The sequence below is a fragment of the Ramlibacter sp. WS9 genome, from assembly GCF_003797765.1.
Taxonomy (GTDB): domain Bacteria; phylum Pseudomonadota; class Gammaproteobacteria; order Burkholderiales; family Burkholderiaceae_C; genus Ramlibacter.
Map to the genome: position 1 here is coordinate 65,115 of NZ_RKMB01000007.1, position 18,498 is coordinate 83,612.

The following is an 18,498-nucleotide window of genomic DNA, read 5'->3' on the forward strand; positions in this document are numbered from 1 at the left end:
GCAAGCCTGTGGGCCCTGTGCCTGTAGGAGAGGTCGGTCAGCCCGACCTTGGCGCCGCGCCGCTGTCGGAGCGCGACTACACGCCGCAGCGTGTGAGGATCAGGGCGGCTTCGTTCGTGAATTCGTCACGCAAAAGACGGCTCCGCACCTCGCCGCCCGTCATGAGCCCGAACTGCGCGACTTCTCCGTCCTGATTGACCGGGATCACACCATCCGGCACCACGCAGCGATACCAGTCGATGTATTCGACGACATACCCCGCCGGGCCATCGCTGGGCCTGCGGGTCGAAACCCGGCCGCCATAGGCCAGTTGTTCGAGCTGCTCCATGCGCAGTCCCGCCTCTTCCCAGGTCTCACGCTCCAGGGCCTGCGCCAACGAGTCGCTGGCCGGGACCATGCCGCCCATCAAGGTGTCCCACAAGCCCGGGTCGTTGGGTTTGGTCAGCGAGCGCTGCTGGACCCAATGACGGCCGTCCGCCGAAAACCCGGCCAGGTGCACGGCGAAAGTGGTGATGCCCAACGGCCGCACGACGGCGCGCTCCACCGTACCGACGACGCGGCCCGCTTCATCGGTCACGGCCAGTTGCTCGTCGCGCCAGGCATGCGCAATGCCCGCTTCGCGCAGGGCGTCCGCGACGACGCGCAGGCTCGCCGTCGGCTCACCGAGAACCAGCCATCCCGGGGCGCCGTCACGAGTGCATGCTTCGACGATGCCGATGGGCAGCGGCACACGGCGCAGCAACTCCGGCTCGACAGAACCGATAAGCGCCGCGCCCGCCCACAAAGGCACGCGAGGCCTGCGCGGCGGCTCGTCGGCCTTGGCCTCCAATGCTGCGCGCCAGGCCGCGTCGAGTGCCGGCATGCTCACAAAGTCAGGATGGTCGAACCGGTGGTCTTGCGCGCTTCCAGGTCGCGATGCGCCTGCTGTACCTGGTCCAGCGGATAGCGCTGGTCGATGCGGATCTTCACCTTGCCGCTGATCACGGCGTCGAACAGGTCATCGGCCATCGCCTGCGTGCTTTCGCGCGTGGCGATGTGCGTGAACAGCGTCTGGCGCGTAGCGTAGATCGAACCCTTGGCCGCGAGCACGCCCACGTTGAACGGCGCCGGGGGGCCGGAGGCGGCGCCAAAGCTCGCCATCAAGCCGAACGGCTGCAGGCAGTCGAGCGACTTGTCCCACGTGTCCTTGCCCACCGAGTCGTACACCACCTTCACGCCCTTGCCACCGGTGATCTCTTTCACCCGCACCGCGAAGTCTTCGGTAGCGTAATTGATGACGTGCGCAGCACCATGCTCCTTGGCCAGCGCGCACTTGGCTTCGGAGCCGGCCGTGCCGATCAACTGCAGCCCCATCGCGCGCGCCCATTGGCACGCGATCAGGCCCACACCACCGGCGGCCGCGTGGAAGAGCACGAAGTCGCCCTCTTTCAACCCGCCTTGCGGCTGTGTCTTCTTGAGCAGGTACTGCGCCGTGAGGCCCTTGAGCATCATCGCGGCGCCGGTGTCGAAGTCGATCGCATCCGGCAGCTTGCACACAGTCTTGGCGGGCATCACACGAAGTTCGCAATAGCTGCCCGGCGGCTGGCTGGCATACGCCGCGCGGTCTCCGGCCTTCAGGTGCGTGACGCCGGCGCCGACGGCCTCGACCACGCCCGACGCCTCCATGCCCAGGGTGTGCGGCAGTTGCAGCGGGTACATGCCGGTGCGGTGGTACACGTCGATGAAATTCAGGCCGACGGCCTTGTGACGAATGCGGATCTCGCCAGGCCCCGGCTCGCCCACATCCACGTCGGCGATCTGCAGTTGTTCGGGCCCGCCGGGCTGGGAAATCTGGACGGCTTTGCTCATGACGGTTTCCTTCGGTTGTGCAATGGGGTGCGTGATCAGGCGGGCATCCTGCCATGAAACTGCAAGCCTTGTGCGGGCCAAGTCTTCGCCGCGCGAATACCATCGAGCGCTGCCCATGGACCAGCGCCTCAACTTTCGCACCGCCGCCCTCCTGACTGTCCCCCCGCTGCTGTGGGCCGGCAACGCCGTCGTCGGCCGGCTGGTACATGGCCTGGTGCCGCCCATCACGTTGAACTTCCTGCGCTGGGCGCTGGCGCTCGTGTTGCTGCTGCCGCTGGCGGGCTGGGTGCTGCGGCCCGGCAGCGGCCTGTGGAGGCATTGGCGCCGCTTCGCGGTGCTGGGCCTGCTGGGCGTGGGTTGCTACAACGCGCTGCAGTACCTCGCGCTCACCACCTCCACACCGTTGAACGTGACGCTGGTCGCAGCCAGTTCGCCGGTGTGGATGCTCGGCATCGGCGCATTGTTCTTCGGGCAACGCATCTCGCCCCGGCAACTGGCGGGCGCCGTGTCGTCGATCCTGGGCGTGCTCGTCGTGCTCAGCCGTGGCGACTGGGAACTGCTGATGCAGGTCCGGCTGGTGCCCGGCGACCTGTACGTGCTGGTGGCCACGGCCGCGTGGGCGTTTTATAGCTGGCTGCTCGTCCGACCCGGCGACCCGCCGGAGATCCGCGGAAACTGGGCCGCGTTCCTGATGGCGCAGATGGCCTTCGGCGTGGGTTGGTCAGCGCTCTTCGCCGCCGGAGAGTGGACGGCGGGCCATGCCCCCATCCAATGGGGCTGGCCGCTGGCCGCCGCGCTGGCCTATGTGGCGATCGGCCCGGCGATCCTCGCGTACCGATGCTGGGGCATGGGCGTGGGCCGCGTCGGCCCGAACATCGCAGGGTTCTTCGCGAATCTCACGCCGTTGTTCGCGGCGGTTCTGTCGGCCGCTTTCCTGGGCGAGCTGCCCCACCTCTACCATGCGATCGCATTTCTGCTGATCGTCGGTGGGATCATCGTGTCCTCGCGGCATTAGCCGCAAGACGCCTTTGGATGGAACCTCCCCTTGCGCCCGCGGCCGTGTACGTGAACAGCGAAGGCGGGCACTCTCCCGGTGCGCAGCCCGTATTTTGCAGCGCGCTCGTCGGCTTGCCGTTCTGGTAGGTGACGGTCAATCCCCAATTCTGCGGCGGCGTGCGATAGCCCGCCCATTGCAGGTTCGGCGTGTAGCCCATGACCTGGGGCGTGCTCTGGCCCGATGCGTTCAGCGTCATCTGCTTGAGCAGCGTGCCGCCGTAGCTGTAGCCGATGTTGTTGCCGGCGCCCAGGTCGACCCGCTGCAGCAGCCCGCCGCCGACCTGGTAGCCGTATTGCCAGGACTGCTTGTTGCCCTGGCCATCCACGAAGTCGACTTGCGAGGGCAGGTTGGGCACCGCAGTGCTGCCATAGGCGAACGTATAGGTCCCGGCGGCATCGGGGCACGCCGCGTCCTGGCTCACGCCCAGTTGGCTGAGCTGCCCGGTGGCACTGGAATAGCTGAACGTGAGCCTGTAGACCGGCGAACCCGCCACGCCCAGGAAGCAAAGCTGTTCGGCGTAGGCCACGCGATACGGGTTGCCGGGAACGTATCGGAACTTGAGCGTCACCGGCGGCTCGCCCGCCTGCTTGACCACCTGTTGGGCCAGCATGCCCGACGCGTTGTACGAGTTCAGCAGGGTATACGCGCCGCCACCGAGCCGGCTGGTCGCCGGCTGGCATCCCATCAGGGGGCCGCTGCCGAAATCGTCCAGCAGGAACCAGGGGCCCTGCTCAAGGAAGTTGACGGGCACCGGATAGCCGGGCGTGGCGAACATGGCCGTGGCAGTCATGCCGAGGTCGGCGCTGGCACTGTTGGTGACGTTCGCGCCGAACTTGCCGCAAGCGAAAGGACCGGCGTCGGCCCATGCATGCCCGCACAGCGCGAACGCCAGCGCGAAGCAAGCTCCGAATTTCTTTCTCATTTTTCCTTCTCCCTGGATGCCGATGGGCACCTCCACCACTCAAGCAAATTCCAGACCCGCTGCTTCAGTACGTCCCCGGATACGCCCCGCCATCGATCAGCACGTTCTGCCCCGTGATGTAGCTCGCGTGCTGGCTGCACAGGAAAGCGCAGGTGGCGCCGAATTCATCCGGTGTCCCGAACCGGCGCGCGGGGACGGTGGCCTTGCGTGCATCCATCACCGCTTCGACGGGCTTTCCTGTCTTCTGGGCTGCGCCGGACATCGTGGCCTTGAGCCGGTCCGTGTCGAAAGAACCCGGCAGCAGGTTGTTGATGGTGACGTTGGCCGAAGCCAGCTTGCTGGTGCGCGCCACACCGGCGACGAAGCCGGTCAAACCACTTCGCGCGCCATTGGACAGGCCCAGGATGTCGATCGGCGCCTTCACGGAACTCGAAGTGATGTTCACGATGCGGCCGAAACCTCGCGCGGCCATGCCGTCCACCGTCGCCTTGATGAGTTCGATGGGCGTGAGCATGTTGGCGTCCACCGCCTTGATCCAGGCGGCACGGTCCCACTCGCGAAAGTCGCCGGGCGGGGGGCCGCCGGCGTTGGTGACGACGATGTCGTAGTCGGCGCGCTTTTCGAACACTTTGGCGCGGCCCTCGTCCGTGGTGATGTCGGCAGCGACGTGCTGGACGGCGGTATCGGCCGGTCGAGCAGGGTCGGCCAGCAGCTTTTCGACCGCGGCTTCCAGGTCTTGCGCTCCACGCGCGACCATGACAACGTGAACTCCTTCACGGATTAGTGCTTGGGCACACCCAAAACCCAGGCCTTTGCTTGCGCCGCACACCAAAGCCCATTTGCCCGCGATACCCAAATCCATAATAATCAGCCTTTCTTATTGAGAGACCAGCGCTATGCGCAGATCATCGGCCATTTTGCTCGCCTGTTGGGCCCTCGCGCTCACCGCGCACGCGCAAGGCTTCAAGTTTTCCGACCCGTCTCCGGATGCCCAGGCTGAAGCCGCGGCAAAGGCACAGCGGCAGGAAAAGGTGTGGGACCAGCTCGACACGCCATGCCGCAGCCGCGTGAAGAACCGCAAGATCATGGTGCTGATCGGCGAAGAGAAGAACGGCTACGTCACCGCAAGCCAAAGCAGCTTCGGCCGCCACGTCGATGCCATCAACAACCGGCTGAAGGCCCTGGGCCTCAAGACCTACTCCGCCGCGCAGATCAAGTCGCAGGTCGCACAGGAAGAGATCGACGCCTATTTCAAGAATGACCCGGACCGCGCCTTGAGCGCGTCCAAGCGGATGGCCGCGCAATATGTCTTGCGCGGCGTCATCGCCAGCCAGGCGACGCGCAACGCGATCGTCAATGTCAACCAGGTGAACGTGAACATGAACTTCACGCTCACCGATGGAGGCGGGCGACCCGTGGCTTATGCCTCGGCCACCAACGCCAGCTATGCGGGCAGCGACGTGTCCGGCATGGCGCTCACGTTGATCGAAGAGCGTGCCGACGAAGTCGTCGCCAAGCTCTATAGCGACTACTGCCGCAACGCAAGCCGATAGCCGGCGCACCCCCATTACCGTTCAGAGGAAAAGCATCATGACCAACAAGAATTTCCATCGCCGCGCGCTTGCCGCCGCCTTGTGCCTGGCAGGCACCTGCGCCATGGCGCAGCCGGAGTTCGGCAACCCGTCGCCCAACGCCGGCAGGTCCACCTCGCAGCAGGCCAATGCGGCTGCCGACGCCGCCGCCTACAAGGAAGTCGACTACGTCAACAAGGGCAGGCGCGGCCCGGCGCTGGTGGTGATTCCCGGTGAGATCAAGAGCAACAACGCCGGCTTCCTGCAGAAGTTCGGCCCCAACAACATCGCCGACTTCGGCGAGCTCGAGCTGTCGCAGGCCAACTTCGCTGTCCTGGAGCGTGCCAACCTGGGCCACCTGCTCAACGAAATCTCGCTGGCCTACAACCTGGGCGATCCGCAGGCGGCGCGCAAGACCATGCAGATCGGCAAGCTCAAGACCACGCAGTGGGTCGTCAAGTTCGACATCCTGAAAGCCGAGCAGATCGCCGAGAACAAGAAGGGCTTCGACGGCCGCGCCATCGGCGGCCTGGTGGGCATGCTGGGTGGTTCCACGGGGAGCTACGCCGCCGGCCACGTGGTCGGATCGGTGCAGAACCAGGAGACCACGGGCGTGTGGCTGATCGGCATGCGCTACAAGATCATGAACGCCAACACCACCGAGCAGGTGGCGCAGGGCTACAAGGAACTGAAGATGGAAGTCGGCGCCAACGCCAGCAGCGTGATGGGCGTGTCCCAGGGCGCGAAGGGCGGCGTCGGGCTCGACACGATGGTGCAGCGCCTCGTCCAGACCACGGTCTGGGAAATCGACTCCAAGTACAAGTAACAGCGCTGCCCCATGAACAAGCTGGGCAAATATCAGATCAGGCGCATCCTGGGCAAGGGTGCGATGGGCATCGTCTATGAGGGGTTCGACCCCGTCATCGAGCGCACCGTTGCGATCAAGACGATCCTGCCGTCGCAGCTGAACGGCGACGAGGTCGTCAGCGTGATGGCGCGCTTCAAGCGCGAGGCGCAGGCCGCCGGGCGCCTGAACCACCCCGGCATCGTCGCGATCTACGAATACGGCGAGGAAGTCGCCGAGGACATCAGCGACGAGGAAGCGACGATGATGGCCGTCCCCTTGAAGTCCACGCAGCGCGTGGCCTTCATCGCGATGGAATTCGTCAAGGGGCATGAGCTGCGGGATCTCTTCGAGAAGAACGAGCGCTTCGCCATGCCGGAAGTCGCGCGCATCATGACCGAGATGCTCGAAGCGCTGGACCATGCGCACAGCCAGGGCGTGGTGCACCGTGACATGAAGCCGGCCAACCTCATCCTGCTGGAGAACGGCCGCGTCAAGGTGGCGGATTTCGGCATCGCGCGCGTCGAGAAATCGGAACTCACGCAAACCGGCACCGTGATGGGCACGCCCTCGTACATGTCGCCCGAGCAGTTCATGGGCCATCCGGTGGACGGCCGCAGCGACTTGTTCTCGTGCGGCGTCATCCTTTATCAGATGCTCACGGGCGAGAAGCCTTTCACCGGCGAGTCGACCACCACCGTCATGTACAAGGTGCTGCGCGAAGACCCGGTGCCGCCGTCGCAGCTCAATCTCACGCTGCCGCCCGGCCTGGATGCCGTGGTGCAGAAGGCGCTGGCGAAGAACCCGTCCGGGCGCTTCCAGACCGGGCGCGAATTCGCGCAGGCCCTGCAGGCCGCAGTTTCCGGCGAAAGCGAGACGGTGCGCGCCGCCGCGGCCTCGCCATCCGTCGTGCCTCGCGCGGCCAGCGCCCCCATCGCGGCCGCCGCCCCGCAGCGAACGCGCGAAGCCGCGGAGATCCCGGAAATCGTGATCAACGCGCCGACGCCTGCGCGCTCCCGCGCCGCGGGTTTCTGGGCGGCCGGCGCAGCCGCGGTCGTGGCGATCGGTGCCGTGGGTTACCTCGCCTTGGGCCCCGGCAAGCAAGGCGGCACGTCCGTCGCGCAATCGGGCACCGCACCGGCAGCCGCGCCTGCGGCCACGCCCGTGGCCGCGGCGCCCGCCGTCGCAACACCCGTTTCCGCCGCGCCTGCCGAAGCCGGCACGATGGTCATCAGCGCGCTGGGCCTGGCCGATCCGCAGGATGCACGCTTCAAGGGTGACATCGGCGCCGCGCAGCAGGAAGCGCGCAACGACGCCAAGCGCCAGCTCGTCGAAAAGGCCGTGGCCCTGTACGTCGAGAAGTCGTCGCTGGACGGCAATTACAACCTGCTGCAGGCCAAGCTGCTGTCCAACTCCGGCGCATTCATCCGTTCCGTGGTGCAGGAAGGCACGCCCGCCGCCGGCAAGGACGGCCTGGTGGAAATGCAGACGCGCGCCGTGGTGAGCCTGCGCGACGTGCAGAAGTCGCTCAACCAGCTCTCGCGCGAGGAGCGCGTCGACTTCATCCGCAACAAGGGCGATCCGCGCATATCGATCCGCATCGACATCGGCAGCGCCGAGGGTGCCGCGATAGGCCGGGAGCGTTCGCAATTGGCGGAGAACGTGGTCAAGGACCGCATCAAGTCGTTCGGCTTTCGTGTGTGGTCGGGTGAGGGCGACAACCCGAAGGCGGCCAATGCGCAACAGGCGGATTTCGCGATCAAGGGCGAAGTCAAGGTCAAGCAGCTGTCGACACGGCTGCAGGCGTCGGGCCTGACCATCAGCAAGACGGCGCTCACCTCGTGGACGATCAAGGCGATCGACGTGGCCACCGGCGAAGAGGTCTACCTGAGCACGCGCCTGCCCGCCGGTCAGAGCTGGGGCTCCGAAGACCAGGCCCTGGCCGACATCGGCAAGCTGGTGGGCGACGAGTTCTCGCGCAATTTCTTCCTGCAGCACTTCAACTTCCGCACGCAGAAAACCAGCCTCATCGTCACGGGGTTGCCGGAGGGCGGAAGCCCGCTGCTGCTGCGCGAATTGCGCGGCATGCGAGCGGTGCTCGATGCCCAGCAGCTCGCCGAACCGGGCCGCTTCCAGATCCAGCTGTCCGAAGGCAGCGTGACCGACCAGATCCAGGACGCCGTGGTGCGTCCGCTCAACGCGAAGCTGGGGGCGGAATGCTTCTCGCTGGCCGGCACCACCGGCCCGGAAGTGACGGTCGCCTACTCGGCATCCTGCGCCACGCCGCAGATGCGCTCGAAGCTCGAAGGCGGCCCGCCCGCGGGATGGAAGTTCCAGCCGAAGGGCAAGACGGCCTGATCCCTGCGCCTGACGCGCTCAGCGCTCGACGGTCTTGTTCCAGCGGGCGTTCCACGCCGGCCGGTTCTCGTTGATCGAGTCCCAGTCGACGGTGGTCGCCGTCTTCATGTACTCGTTCATCTTGGCGACCAGTGCCGCCGCCTTGCCGCTGGCCTTGGCCTTCGAATTGGACGGAATCTGGTCACCGTGCTCCAGCGCAAACGCCTGCGCTTCGGGCGACAGCAGGTACTGCGCGAGCTTGTGAGCCAGGGCCGGCTCGCTGTTCTTCGCGATCACGCACTCGCCCACCGTGAGCACAGCCGAGCCTTCCTTGGGCTGCACGTACTCCACCGGCAGGCCCTTGTCCTTGAGCACGCCGACGGCGGTGGGCGTGAGCGGGAACATCGCCGCCTCGCCGGTCTGCACCATCTCGGCGATCTTGGCCGAACTGGGGATGTACTCGACCACGTTCGGGCCGATGGTGGTGGGCCAGGCCTTGAAGCCGGGCTCGACGTTCTTGTCGTTGCCGCCCTGGATGCGGTTGAAGATCAGGAAGCCGTGCAGGCCGAACGTCGACGACGAGAGCGACTGGAACACGACCTTGCCCTTGTACTTGGGGTTGGCCAGGTCCATCCAGGAGGTCGGCGCGGGCCAGCCCTTCTCGGCGAACAGCTTGGTGTTGTAGGCCAGGCCGGTCATGCCGACGTTGACGCCGGCGGCCATGTCGCCCTTGAAGCGCGCCGTGGGATACAGGTCGTTCAGCACCGGCGTGGCCTGCATCTTCTCGCACAGGCCCATGCCGATGGCGCGGTACATGATGCCGTCGTCCAGGAACATCACGTGCATCTGCGGGTTGTCTTTGTTGGCCTGTGCCTTGGCCAGAATGTCGGACGAGGTGCCGGGCACCACCACCACCTTGACGTTGTTGGCCTTCTCGAAGGCGCCGAACACGTGCGTCGTGTAGGTCTTCTCCATGGTGCCGCCGTTCATGCCGATGTACAGCGTCTTGGTCTGGGCCAGGACGGGGCCGGCGGCAACGGCGAGCGCGGCTGCAATGAAGGGGAAAAGCGAGGACGGTTTCATGGTGATCTCCTGGGACTTCAAGCAACGGTGGAGGGGACGGGCCCGGCGGTTGCGGCGCGCGGGCTCGTGTCGAAACGGGAAAGGGCGAAGGCGGCGATAGGCGTCTCGGTGCGGCCACCCTGCACGAGGTCGGCCAGCACGGCGCCCACCGCCGGGCCGACCTGGAAGCCGGCGCCGGAGAAGCCGAAGGCGTGGAAGAGGCCGGGCGTCGTCGCGCTGGGGCCGATGACGGGCTGGCGGTCGGGCAGGTAGCCTTCGGTGCCGCTCCACGTCCGGATGATGTGCGCGTGGCGCAGCGCGGGCAGCAGTTCGACGGAGTCACGCATGATGTGGACCAGTCCCTTGCTGTGCACACGCGCGCGCAGGTCGTCCAGCGCGTAGCCGCGGCCGCCGCCGACGACGCAATTGCCGCGTGCCACCTGGCGGGCGTAGATGCCCCCGCCCTCGACGCCCAGGCTCAGGTCCATGAACAGCGGCAGCGGCTCGGTCACGGCCATCTCGGGATGCGCGCAATACATGGGCACCTCTTCGCCGAACTGCGCCGCGATGGTTCCGGCCCAGGCGCCTGCGCAATTGAGCAAGTAGCGCGCGCGCACCTCCAGCGCATTGCCCGAACGCAGCACGAAGGCGGCGCCGTCATGCCCGGCTTCGTCGATGCGGGTGCGCTCGCGCACATCGGCGCCCGCGTGCCGTGCCGCCAAGGCAAAGGCCGGCGACACCAGGCGCGGATTGGCGTGCCCGTCCTGCGGGCACAGCGAGCCGCCGACCGCCGCCTCACCGAGCCAGGGGCTGCGTTCGCGCAAGGCCCGCGCGGGCAGGATCTGCAAGTCCATATCGAAGCCGCGCGTGAGCTCCCGATAGGCTTCCAGCGAGGCCAGGTCGGCTTCGCTGCGCGCGATCTTCAGATGCCCCGAGCGGACGTATTCGCCGTCGGTGCCGATCAATTCGCGCAGGCGCCCCCAGATGCCGTGGGCCCGCTGCGAGAGCGGCAACTGGCCGAGCGGCCGCCCCTGGCGCCGCACGCCGCCGTAGTTGACGCCGCTGGAACGCGAGCCGCACAGATCGCGCTCGAGCAGCACCACCGGCACGCCCATGCGGCGCAAGAACAGCGCGGCCGACGAGCCCACGATGCCGCCGCCGATGATGGCGACTTCGGTAGTGACGCGCTCTTTCATGCGGGGTCTTCCGATAGCGTCGATAGCGCGGCCGCGAACGGCAACGGCTTGATCGGCGCCTGTCCGCGCAAGCGCCCCACCGCTTCCGGCGTTGCCGCACAGGCGTGGGCCAGGATTTCCGCTGCGGCAATGCCGCAGGTGCGGCCCTGGCAGCGGCCCATGCCCACGCGCGTCAGTGCTTTCAGGCGGTTGATCTCGCGCGCGCCGGTGTCCTGCACGCATTGGCGCAGCTCGCCGGCGGTGACTTCCTCGCAGCGGCAGACCACCAGCTCGTCGGGCGCGCTCGCGGCCCAGTCCTGGGGAAAGGGGAACGCACGCTCCAAACCCGCGCGGAACAAGGCCGTGCCGGCCAGCCGCTCTTCCAGCGCCTTGGCGCGCGCCGCATCCACCGGGTGCCCGGTGTCGGCCAGCAGCGCCAGCGCCGCACGCTCGCCGGCCCACTCGGCCGCGTCGGCGCCCATGATGCCGGCGCCGTCGCCTGCCAGGTAGACGCCCGGCACGCTGCTGCGCCCTGCCCCGTCGCGCTCGGGCAGCGCGGCGCGCTGCAGTTCGCTGTAGCTGAAGCGGCAGCCCAGCAAGTCGGCCAATTGCGTTTCCGAGCGCAGCGCATAGCCGAAGCCCACGGCGTCGCACGCGACCTTGTGTTCGCCGCCCGCGTCCTTCCAGACCATGCTCTCGACTTGCCCATCGCCTTCGGCGCGCACCAGTCGCACGCCTTGATGCACCGCGACGCCATGGGCGCGCAGCCAGCCCAGGTAGTACAAGCCCTTGGCGAAGAGTGCGGGCCGGCGCAGCATCGCGGGCGCAGCCGCCGCTTTGTCGCCGAAGCTGGCTGTGTCCAGCACGGCGACCACTTCGGCGCCCGCCTTGGCATATTGATAGGCGACGAGGTACAGCAGCGGGCCTGTGCCCGCGAGCACCACATGCGGGCCGATCACACAGCCCTGGTATTTGAGCGCCACCTGCGCGGCGCCCAACGTGTAGACGCCCGGCAAAGTCCAGCCCCGGAACGGCAGCACGCGGTCGGCCGCACCGGTGGCCACGATCAACTGGCCATAGGACACGCTGCCCAGGCCGCCGCAACTGAGCAAATCAAGGCGCCCTGCCTCGGCGTTCCACACCAGCGTGTCGGGCCGGTAATCGATGCGGTCCAGCACCACGTCCATCGCGGTGTGCAGCGCGTCGGCCCGATCCGCTTCGAAGCCATACAACGCGCGCTTGCTGCGCTCAAAGCCGGCTGGCGGCTGGCGGTAGATCTGGCCGCCCCAGCGCGGCGCCTCGTCGATCACCACCGGGTTCGCGCCGTGGGCCACCAGGGTTTGCGCGGCGCGCACGCCGGCCGGCCCGGCGCCCACGATCACCGGTTGCAGCGGCGTCGTCACGGCAGGCTCCCCGTGCCGCTCACCAGCCGCATACCCGGTTCGATGAAGGTGCCGCAGGCGCGCAGCCGCTCGCCAGATTCGGTGGCGATCCAGCAGTCCTGGCACGCGCCCATCATGCAGAAGCCGGCGCGCGGCGCACCGCTGAATTCGCTGCGGCGCAGCTGCGCCGCATGGGTCAGCACCGCCGTGAGCACGGTGTCGCCCGCCAGCGCGGAGAGCGGCCGGCCGTCGAGCACGAAGGCGATCGGCTGGCGGCCGGCTTCGGCCACGCGCTTCAAAAGGGCCATGGGGTTGCCTGCGTGGATGGCGGGTTCATCGGTGTCCCACCAGGATCTTGTCGAGGCCGTAGATGCGGTCCAGCACCAGCATCGCGGCGGCCGTGAGCGCGACCATCAGCGCCGACACCGCCGCCATCAGCGGGTCGATCGACTCGGTCGCGTACATGTACATGCGCACCGGCAGCGTGACGGTGGACGGTGCGGTGACGAAGATCGACATGGTCACTTCGTCGAAGCTGTTGATGAAAGCCAGCAGCCAGCCGCCGGTGACGCCCGGAAGGATCATCGGCAGCGTGATGCGTCGGAACACCGTGGCCTGGCTCGCGCCCAGCGACAGCGCCGCCTGCTCGGCGCTGCGGTCCGTGCCCTCGACCGCCGCCAACACCAGGCGCAGCACGTACGGCGTGATGATGACGACGTGCGCGAGCACCAGCCAAGAGAAGCTGCCGGTCGCGCCGATCAACGAGAAGGTGCGCAGCAGCGCGACGCCCAGCACCAGGTGCGGAATGATCAGCGGAGACAGGAACAGGCCGTTCAGCACATCGCGGCCCGGGAAGTTGTGGCGCGCGATGGCGAGCCCGGCCGGCACCGCGATGGCCGTGGCCAGCGTGGCGGCGAGAAATGCCAGGGCCAGGCTGTTCTTGAAGGACTGCACGAAGTCCGAGTGCGCGAACACCGCCTTGAACCAGCGCAACGAAAACTCCGTGGTCGGAATGGTCAGCGTGTTGTGGGGCGTGAAGGCCACCACGCAGACGATCACGAGCGGCGCCAGCATGAAAGCGATGACCAGTGCGTTGAAGGTGAGCGCGATGGGGCCGTTCTTCGACATGGCGCTACCCCATGGCCTTCTTGTAAGAGCGCTCGAGCACCCGGTTGTAGCTGAGCATCAGCACCAGGTTGGCCAGCAGCAGCGTGAGCGCGATGGCGGCGCCCAGCGGCCAATTGAGTTCATGCAGATACTCGTCGTACACCACCGTCGCCACCATCTTCAGGCGCCGCCCGCCCAGGAGGCCGGGAATGGCGAACGCGCTCGCGCTCAGGCCGAACACGATCAGGCTGCCGGACAACACACCGGGCAGCACCTGCGGAAAGATCACCCGGCGCAAGGTGGTGAAGTGCGAGGCTTGCAGCGAGAGCGCCGCGTCCTCGACGCCGGGGTCGAGCTTTTGCAGCGAGGTCCAGACCGGGATCACCATGAAGGGCAGCATCACGTGCACCAGCGCGATGACGACCGCGGCTTCGGTGTAGAGGATCTTCATCGCCGGCAGGCCCAGCGCGCGCATCGCCTGGTTGACCACGCCCTCGGGCCCGAGCAGCATGCTCCAGCCGAAGGCGCGCACCACCACCGACACCAGCAGCGGCGCCAGCACCACCAGCAGCAATATCGAGCGCCAGGGATTGCGCATGCGGCTGAGCACGTAGGCCTCGGGCGCGCCGACCATCACGCAGATCAAGGTCGTCAGCGCCGAGATCCAGAAGGTGCGCCAGAAGATGCCGTGGTAATAGTCGTCCGTCAGCACCGCCGCGTAGTGCGCGAGCGTGAAGCTGTTCTTCACGCCGGTGGCGTGGTCGAACACCTGGAACGAGAGCACGGCCGTCAGCGCCAGCGGCACCAGCAGCAGGCAGGCGAACAGCACCAGCGCCGGGCCCGACAGCAGCCACGGCACATGCGCTGTGGTGCGCGGCGTGGCGACGGGCAGTTCCACGGCGGCGACGGCCGCAGTGTTCATGCGAGGGCCTCTACGGGCGAGGCGCCCGGCAACAGGCGCACCTGCTGTGCGGCCCAATCGAGCCCGGTCGCCGCGCCTTCCTCGGCCGGTGCGCTGCCGTCGTTCGGGCACACCACGATCAGCTCACCGCAGGCCGTGTCGACCTGGTAGAGCCATTGGCTGCCCAGGAAGAATCGTTCGCGCACCGTACCGGCGAGACAGCCCTGGCCCACCGGCGCGAGGCGGATTTTTTCCGGCCGCAAGCTGAGCACCACGGTATCGCCCGCCGACATGCCCGGCGCCTCGACGTCGACCGATACCGCGCCGCCCAGGTCGACGCTGGCCCTGTCGCCGCCGGACGTGACGCGCCCTTCCAGCAAGTTGGCCTTGCCGACGAAGCTGGAGATGAAGCGCGTCTGCGGGTGTTCGTACAGGCGATGCGGCGCGTCGATCTGCGTCACCCGGCCGGCCTCCATCACCACCACGCGGTCGCTGATCGACATCGCCTCGGTCTGGTCGTGCGTGACCATCACGGTGGTGGTGCCGACCTTGCGCTGGATCTGGCGCAGCTCGAACTGCATCTCTTCGCGTAGCTTGGCGTCCAGGTTGGACAGCGGCTCGTCCAGCAGCAGCACCGGCGGTTCGATCACCAGGGCGCGGGCCAGCGCCACGCGCTGGCGCTGGCCGCCCGAGAGTTCGCGCGGGTAACGCGCGGCATGCGCTTCGAGGTGCACGAGCGCCAGCGCCGCCTTCACTCGCTCGGCCCGCTCCGCCTTGGAGATGCGCCGCATCTCCAGGCCGAAACTCACGTTGTCGTACACCGTCATGTGCGGAAACAGCGCGTAGCTCTGGAACACGATGCCCAGGCCACGGCTGTTCGGCTTGGCGTGCGTGATGTCGCGGCCATCGAGCGTGATGCGGCCGGCGCTGACGTCGGCGAAGCCCGCGATCATCTGCAGCGTGGTGGTCTTGCCGCAGCCCGAGGGCCCGAGCAGCGAGACGAACTCGCCCTTGTCCACCGACAGGTTCATGTCGATCACGGCGCGCGTGGCGCCGTACGACTTGCTCACGTTCGCGAGGGTCAGGAAAGACATGGGGACATCCTCTGTTGATCAGGGGCCGATGCATTCCATGCTAGGACAGGCGCCGGAATCCCGTCAACTGGTTATTCCGATTGGAGAGATGTTTGTTTGATTTATTCCAATATACGGAATACTCTTCTTTTATTTTCTCCATCAATTCCGACAGGCGACGATATGACTGAAGAAGCCGGCAGCTCATCCAGCAGCATCCAGCGCGCTTTCGCGGTGGTACGGGCCTTGGCCGCGGCGCCCGCGGGCGGCGGGCGCGTGACGCATATCGCCAAGGCCACCGGACTCACGCAGGCCACCACCCATCGCCTGCTGCAAAGCCTGGTAGCCGAGCGCATCGCGGAACAGGACGCGTCGTCCAAGCTGTATCGCCTGAGCCTCGACTTCTTCGCGCTGGCCGCGCAGGCGGGCAACACCATGGACCTGCGCTCGCTGTGCCGGCCTTCGCTGCTGCGCCTGTGCGCAAGCCTGGGCGACACGATCTTCCTCTTGGTGCGCAGCGGCTTCGACGCGATGTGCCTGGACCGAAGCGAAGGGCCGTTCCCCATCCGCTCCTTCACCGGCGACATCGGCGGCCGCGTGCCGCTGGGCATCGGGCAGGGCAGCATGGCCATCCTGGCCTTCCTGCCGGAAGCCGAGCGCGAGGAAGTGATCCGCTACAACCTGCCGCGCGTGCGCGACATGGGTGTGCTGGACGAGGTCTATTTGCGCACCGAGATCGCCAAGGTGCGCGAAGCCGGCTACGCGGCGCACAACACGGGTTTGCTGGAAGGCATGGCCGGCGCGGCCGTGCCGCTGCTGGACCGCGAAGGCCGCGCCGTCGCGGCCCTGAGCGTGGGCACGATCTCGGCGCGCCTGAGCCCCGACCGCCTGCCCACGGTGATTGAACTGCTCAAGCGCGAAGCCGTCGCCATTGGCGCGCAGATCAATCCTTTCGACGTGACGTTGCGCCGGCCCGCGCAGGGGCTCGCGCGAGCGGCTTGACGGTGGATTGCGGACCGAGTCCGCAATGACGACTCAGCTACCGCCCGGCGCGGCTGAACACGAAGATCCCCGCAATCACCAACACAGTGCCGGCCGCGATCCACGCGGTGAAGGGCTCGCCCAGAATCAGCACACCCATCAGGATGGTGGACATCGGTCCCACCATCCCGGTCTGCGCCGACAGCGACGGGCCGATGCGCTCGATCGCCATCATCACCAGCAACACCGGCACCGCGGTGCACAGCGTGGCGTTGAGGACGGACAGCCAGATCACCTGCGGCGCGACTTCGGCCGCGGCGCTCATGGGCCGCAGCAGCACGAACTGCAGCAGGCAGCACAGGCAGGCCACGGTCGTGGCCAGGCCCACCAAGCGGAGCGACCCCAGCCGCTGCACCATCTGCCCGCTGTAGACCAGGTACACCGCGTAGCTCACCGCGCTGCCGAACACCAGCAGCGCGCCCAGCGCCGCATTGGTGCCTGCCAGCTGGACTTCATGGCCGAACACCAGCAGCACGCCGCAATAGCTGATCGCCATGCCCGCGATCTGCAGCGCGCCGAACTTTTTGCGGTACAGCACCCAGGCCAGCAGCATGACCAGTGTCGGATTCAGGTACAGGATCAGGCGCTCGAGCGAGGCGCTGATGTACTGCAGCCCGGCGAAGTCGAGGAAGCTGGAAAGGTAGTAACCGCTGATGCCAAGGCCCGTCACACCCAGCCAGTCGCGGGCCGAGAGCGGCGGCTTGCCGCGGCTGGCCCACCACGCCATCAGGGCGAAGATCGGCAGCGCGAACAGCATGCGGTACATGATCAGCGTCACCGCATCGACGCCGTAACGGTACGCCAGCTTGACGATGATTGCCTTGCCGCTGAACGCAATCGAGCCGGCCAGCGCCAGGGCCAAGCCCGGCAGCAAGCCGCTGTCGCGTGCTCCGCTCAATCGCTGAACACCTTGGAGTGCAGCCGCCGCAGCGACCACCACACTGCCAGCGCGACGACCGGGATCGCAGTGGCGGCCGTGCTCTCCGCGCTCCAGGGCCAGCCGACCCCATGAGCTCCCTTGGCCAGGTAGCTCACCAGGCCCACGATGTAGTAGGTGATCGCCGCGACAGACAGCCCTTCGACCGTGGCCTGGAGTTTGAGCTGCAGGCCCTGCCGCGTGTTCATCGTGGCGAGCAGTGCCTGGCTGCTTTGCTGCTGCTCGATCTCCACCCGCGTGCGCAGCAAATTGCTGATGCGCGAAACGCGCTGCGACAGCGCGTCCTGCCGCCGCGTCGCCCACTCGCAGGTGGCGCGCGCGGGCGACAGGCGCCGCTCCATGAATTCACCGATCGTCTGCAGCCCGGCGAGGCGCGCCTCGGAGATGTCGGCGATGCGCCGGTCGACCAGCTCGAAGTATGCGGAACTCGCCGAGAAGCGCGAGTGCGTGGTTGCGTACTGGCTCTCCACCTGGCCGGCCAGCTTGGTCAGGCGATCGAGCAGCTGCGGCTCTTCGTCGCGCCCGGCAACACGGATCGCGCCCGCCAGCTCGGCGAGTTCGCGCTCGGCGTAAGCCAGTTCGGCGGATGCCTCGCGCGCGGCCGGCAAGCCCAGCAGCGCCGCCATGCGGTACGTGTCGATTTCGAGCAGGCGCTGCACCAGTCGGCCCAGCCGCCGGGGCGCGATGCTGCCGGCCAGCAGCACCATCCGCGAAAAGCCATCGGCATGGATGGCGAAGTCGGTGTAGACCTCGCCATGGCCATCGGCCACCGTGGAGGCGACCAGCGTGTCTTCGTTGAGCACATGCTTCACCAGCGAGGTACTGCCGAAACCCTGTGTCGGCAGCACCCACAGGTGCAGGCTGGCCAGGCACTGGCCCGGCAGGCCGTCCAGCCAGGCTTGCGGCACGGCTTCGATGGCGGCGCCCGGCTCGCGCTCGCCGAAGCCCTCAGCGTCGAACGCGCGCGAGAACGTCCAGGTCACGAATTCGGTGTGCAGCTCCCAGCGGATGCGAAATGGCCCCACATCCATGCGAATGTGGGTGGATTGCGCGTCGGGCTGGGGCAGGTGATGGTCGCGCAGCAGCGTGGCGATGTGCGCGCGGCTGGCCTCGCGCGCCTGCGCATCGCCCACCATCACGATGTGCGAGATCGCGAGCGGCGCCGTCATGGCCTCCGGCGGGCGGGCGTGGATTTCGTTGTGCAGCGCGATGCGCTGCGGGTGGCTATTTTTCAGCTGCAT

18 protein-coding genes are annotated in these 18,498 nt (G+C 67.4%); 5 read left to right on the plus strand and 13 right to left on the minus strand.

What is annotated here, in order from left to right; all coding sequences use genetic code 11:
* Positions 1 to 76 precede the first annotated feature (76 nt).
* Together EEB15_RS12970 and EEB15_RS12975 are read right to left on the minus strand one after the other, a co-directional pair.
* Complete coding sequence (locus tag EEB15_RS12970) at positions 77 to 862, minus strand: NUDIX domain-containing protein (protein WP_141510285.1); 786 nt, start codon at positions 860 to 862, stop codon at positions 77 to 79.
* A gap of 2 nt (positions 863 to 864) precedes the next feature.
* Positions 865 to 1,848: a quinone oxidoreductase gene (locus EEB15_RS12975; protein WP_141510286.1), complete on the minus strand. Its 984-nt coding sequence runs from the start codon at positions 1,846 to 1,848 to the stop codon at positions 865 to 867.
* Positions 1,849 to 1,963: 115 nt separating this feature from the next.
* Here EEB15_RS12975 and EEB15_RS12980 point away from each other — a divergent pair, with 115 nt between their 5' ends.
* A complete protein-coding gene (locus EEB15_RS12980; protein ID WP_141510287.1) occupies positions 1,964 to 2,863 on the plus strand; it encodes a DMT family transporter in 900 nt (299 codons plus the stop codon).
* Here EEB15_RS12980 and EEB15_RS12985 read toward each other — a convergent pair.
* On the minus strand, positions 2,841 to 3,827 hold the full coding sequence (locus EEB15_RS12985) for a hypothetical protein (protein ID WP_141510288.1): 987 nt from the start codon (positions 3,825 to 3,827) through the stop codon (positions 2,841 to 2,843). The genes EEB15_RS12980 and EEB15_RS12985 overlap by 23 nt on opposite strands.
* A 64-nt stretch (positions 3,828 to 3,891) precedes the next feature.
* The gene (locus EEB15_RS12990) at positions 3,892 to 4,689 is read right to left on the minus strand and encodes an SDR family oxidoreductase (RefSeq protein WP_141510289.1); all 798 of its coding nucleotides are present in this window, start codon (positions 4,687 to 4,689) and stop codon (positions 3,892 to 3,894) included.
* A gap of 34 nt (positions 4,690 to 4,723) precedes the next feature.
* On the opposite strand from EEB15_RS12990, the gene EEB15_RS12995 reads away from it, so the two are divergent.
* The 3 genes from EEB15_RS12995 to EEB15_RS13005 are packed head-to-tail and all read left to right on the plus strand — an operon-like array spanning position 4,724 to position 8,600.
* Positions 4,724 to 5,380 carry a hypothetical protein gene (locus EEB15_RS12995; protein ID WP_141510290.1) on the plus strand — a complete coding sequence of 219 codons (657 nt, stop codon included), beginning with the start codon at positions 4,724 to 4,726 and terminating at the stop codon, positions 5,378 to 5,380.
* Between the two features lie 37 nt (positions 5,381 to 5,417).
* Positions 5,418 to 6,224, plus strand: a complete 807-nt coding sequence (locus EEB15_RS13000) for a hypothetical protein (protein WP_141510291.1) — start codon at positions 5,418 to 5,420, stop codon at positions 6,222 to 6,224.
* Between the two features lie 12 nt (positions 6,225 to 6,236).
* Entirely contained in the window at positions 6,237 to 8,600 is a 2,364-nt protein-coding gene (locus tag EEB15_RS13005; RefSeq protein WP_141510292.1) for a serine/threonine-protein kinase, read from the plus strand.
* Positions 8,601 to 8,618: 18 nt separating this feature from the next.
* Here EEB15_RS13005 and EEB15_RS13010 read toward each other — a convergent pair whose 3' ends face one another.
* The 7 genes from EEB15_RS13010 to EEB15_RS13040 are packed head-to-tail and all read right to left on the minus strand — an operon-like array spanning position 8,619 to position 15,300.
* Positions 8,619 to 9,662 carry an ABC transporter substrate-binding protein gene (locus tag EEB15_RS13010; protein ID WP_141510293.1) on the minus strand — a complete coding sequence of 348 codons (1,044 nt, stop codon included), beginning with the start codon at positions 9,660 to 9,662 and terminating at the stop codon, positions 8,619 to 8,621.
* Between the two features lie 17 nt (positions 9,663 to 9,679).
* On the minus strand, positions 9,680 to 10,837 hold the full coding sequence (locus EEB15_RS13015) for an FAD-binding oxidoreductase (protein WP_141510294.1): 1,158 nt from the start codon (positions 10,835 to 10,837) through the stop codon (positions 9,680 to 9,682).
* Positions 10,834 to 12,219, minus strand: coding sequence for an FAD/NAD(P)-binding oxidoreductase (locus EEB15_RS13020; RefSeq protein WP_141510295.1), 1,386 nt, complete (start codon positions 12,217 to 12,219; stop codon positions 10,834 to 10,836). The genes EEB15_RS13015 and EEB15_RS13020 overlap by 4 nt, the downstream gene beginning before the upstream one ends.
* The gene (locus EEB15_RS13025) at positions 12,216 to 12,506 is read right to left on the minus strand and encodes a (2Fe-2S)-binding protein (protein WP_141510296.1); all 291 of its coding nucleotides are present in this window, start codon (positions 12,504 to 12,506) and stop codon (positions 12,216 to 12,218) included. Before EEB15_RS13025 ends, EEB15_RS13020 begins: the two co-directional genes overlap by 4 nt.
* 25 nt (positions 12,507 to 12,531) lie before the next feature.
* Complete coding sequence (locus EEB15_RS13030; RefSeq protein WP_141510297.1) at positions 12,532 to 13,326, minus strand: ABC transporter permease; 795 nt, start codon at positions 13,324 to 13,326, stop codon at positions 12,532 to 12,534.
* A 4-nt stretch (positions 13,327 to 13,330) separates the two neighbouring features.
* Complete coding sequence (locus tag EEB15_RS13035; RefSeq protein ID WP_233259476.1) at positions 13,331 to 14,227, minus strand: ABC transporter permease; 897 nt, start codon at positions 14,225 to 14,227, stop codon at positions 13,331 to 13,333.
* The gene (locus EEB15_RS13040; RefSeq protein WP_141510298.1) at positions 14,224 to 15,300 is read right to left on the minus strand and encodes an ABC transporter ATP-binding protein; all 1,077 of its coding nucleotides are present in this window, start codon (positions 15,298 to 15,300) and stop codon (positions 14,224 to 14,226) included. The genes EEB15_RS13035 and EEB15_RS13040 overlap by 4 nt, the downstream gene beginning before the upstream one ends.
* A 162-nt stretch (positions 15,301 to 15,462) precedes the next feature.
* Between EEB15_RS13040 and EEB15_RS13045 the strand changes: the two genes are divergently transcribed.
* Entirely contained in the window at positions 15,463 to 16,281 is an 819-nt protein-coding gene (locus EEB15_RS13045) for an IclR family transcriptional regulator (RefSeq protein WP_141510299.1), read from the plus strand.
* Positions 16,282 to 16,318: 37 nt separating this feature from the next.
* Here the strand turns inward: EEB15_RS13045 and EEB15_RS13050 are convergent, their stop codons facing one another.
* The gene (locus EEB15_RS13050; RefSeq protein ID WP_199236521.1) at positions 16,319 to 17,218 is read right to left on the minus strand and encodes a DMT family transporter; all 900 of its coding nucleotides are present in this window, start codon (positions 17,216 to 17,218) and stop codon (positions 16,319 to 16,321) included.
* Entirely contained in the window at positions 17,215 to 18,498 is a 1,284-nt protein-coding gene (locus tag EEB15_RS13055) for a DUF3422 family protein (RefSeq protein ID WP_141510301.1), read from the minus strand. Before EEB15_RS13055 ends, EEB15_RS13050 begins: the two co-directional genes overlap by 4 nt.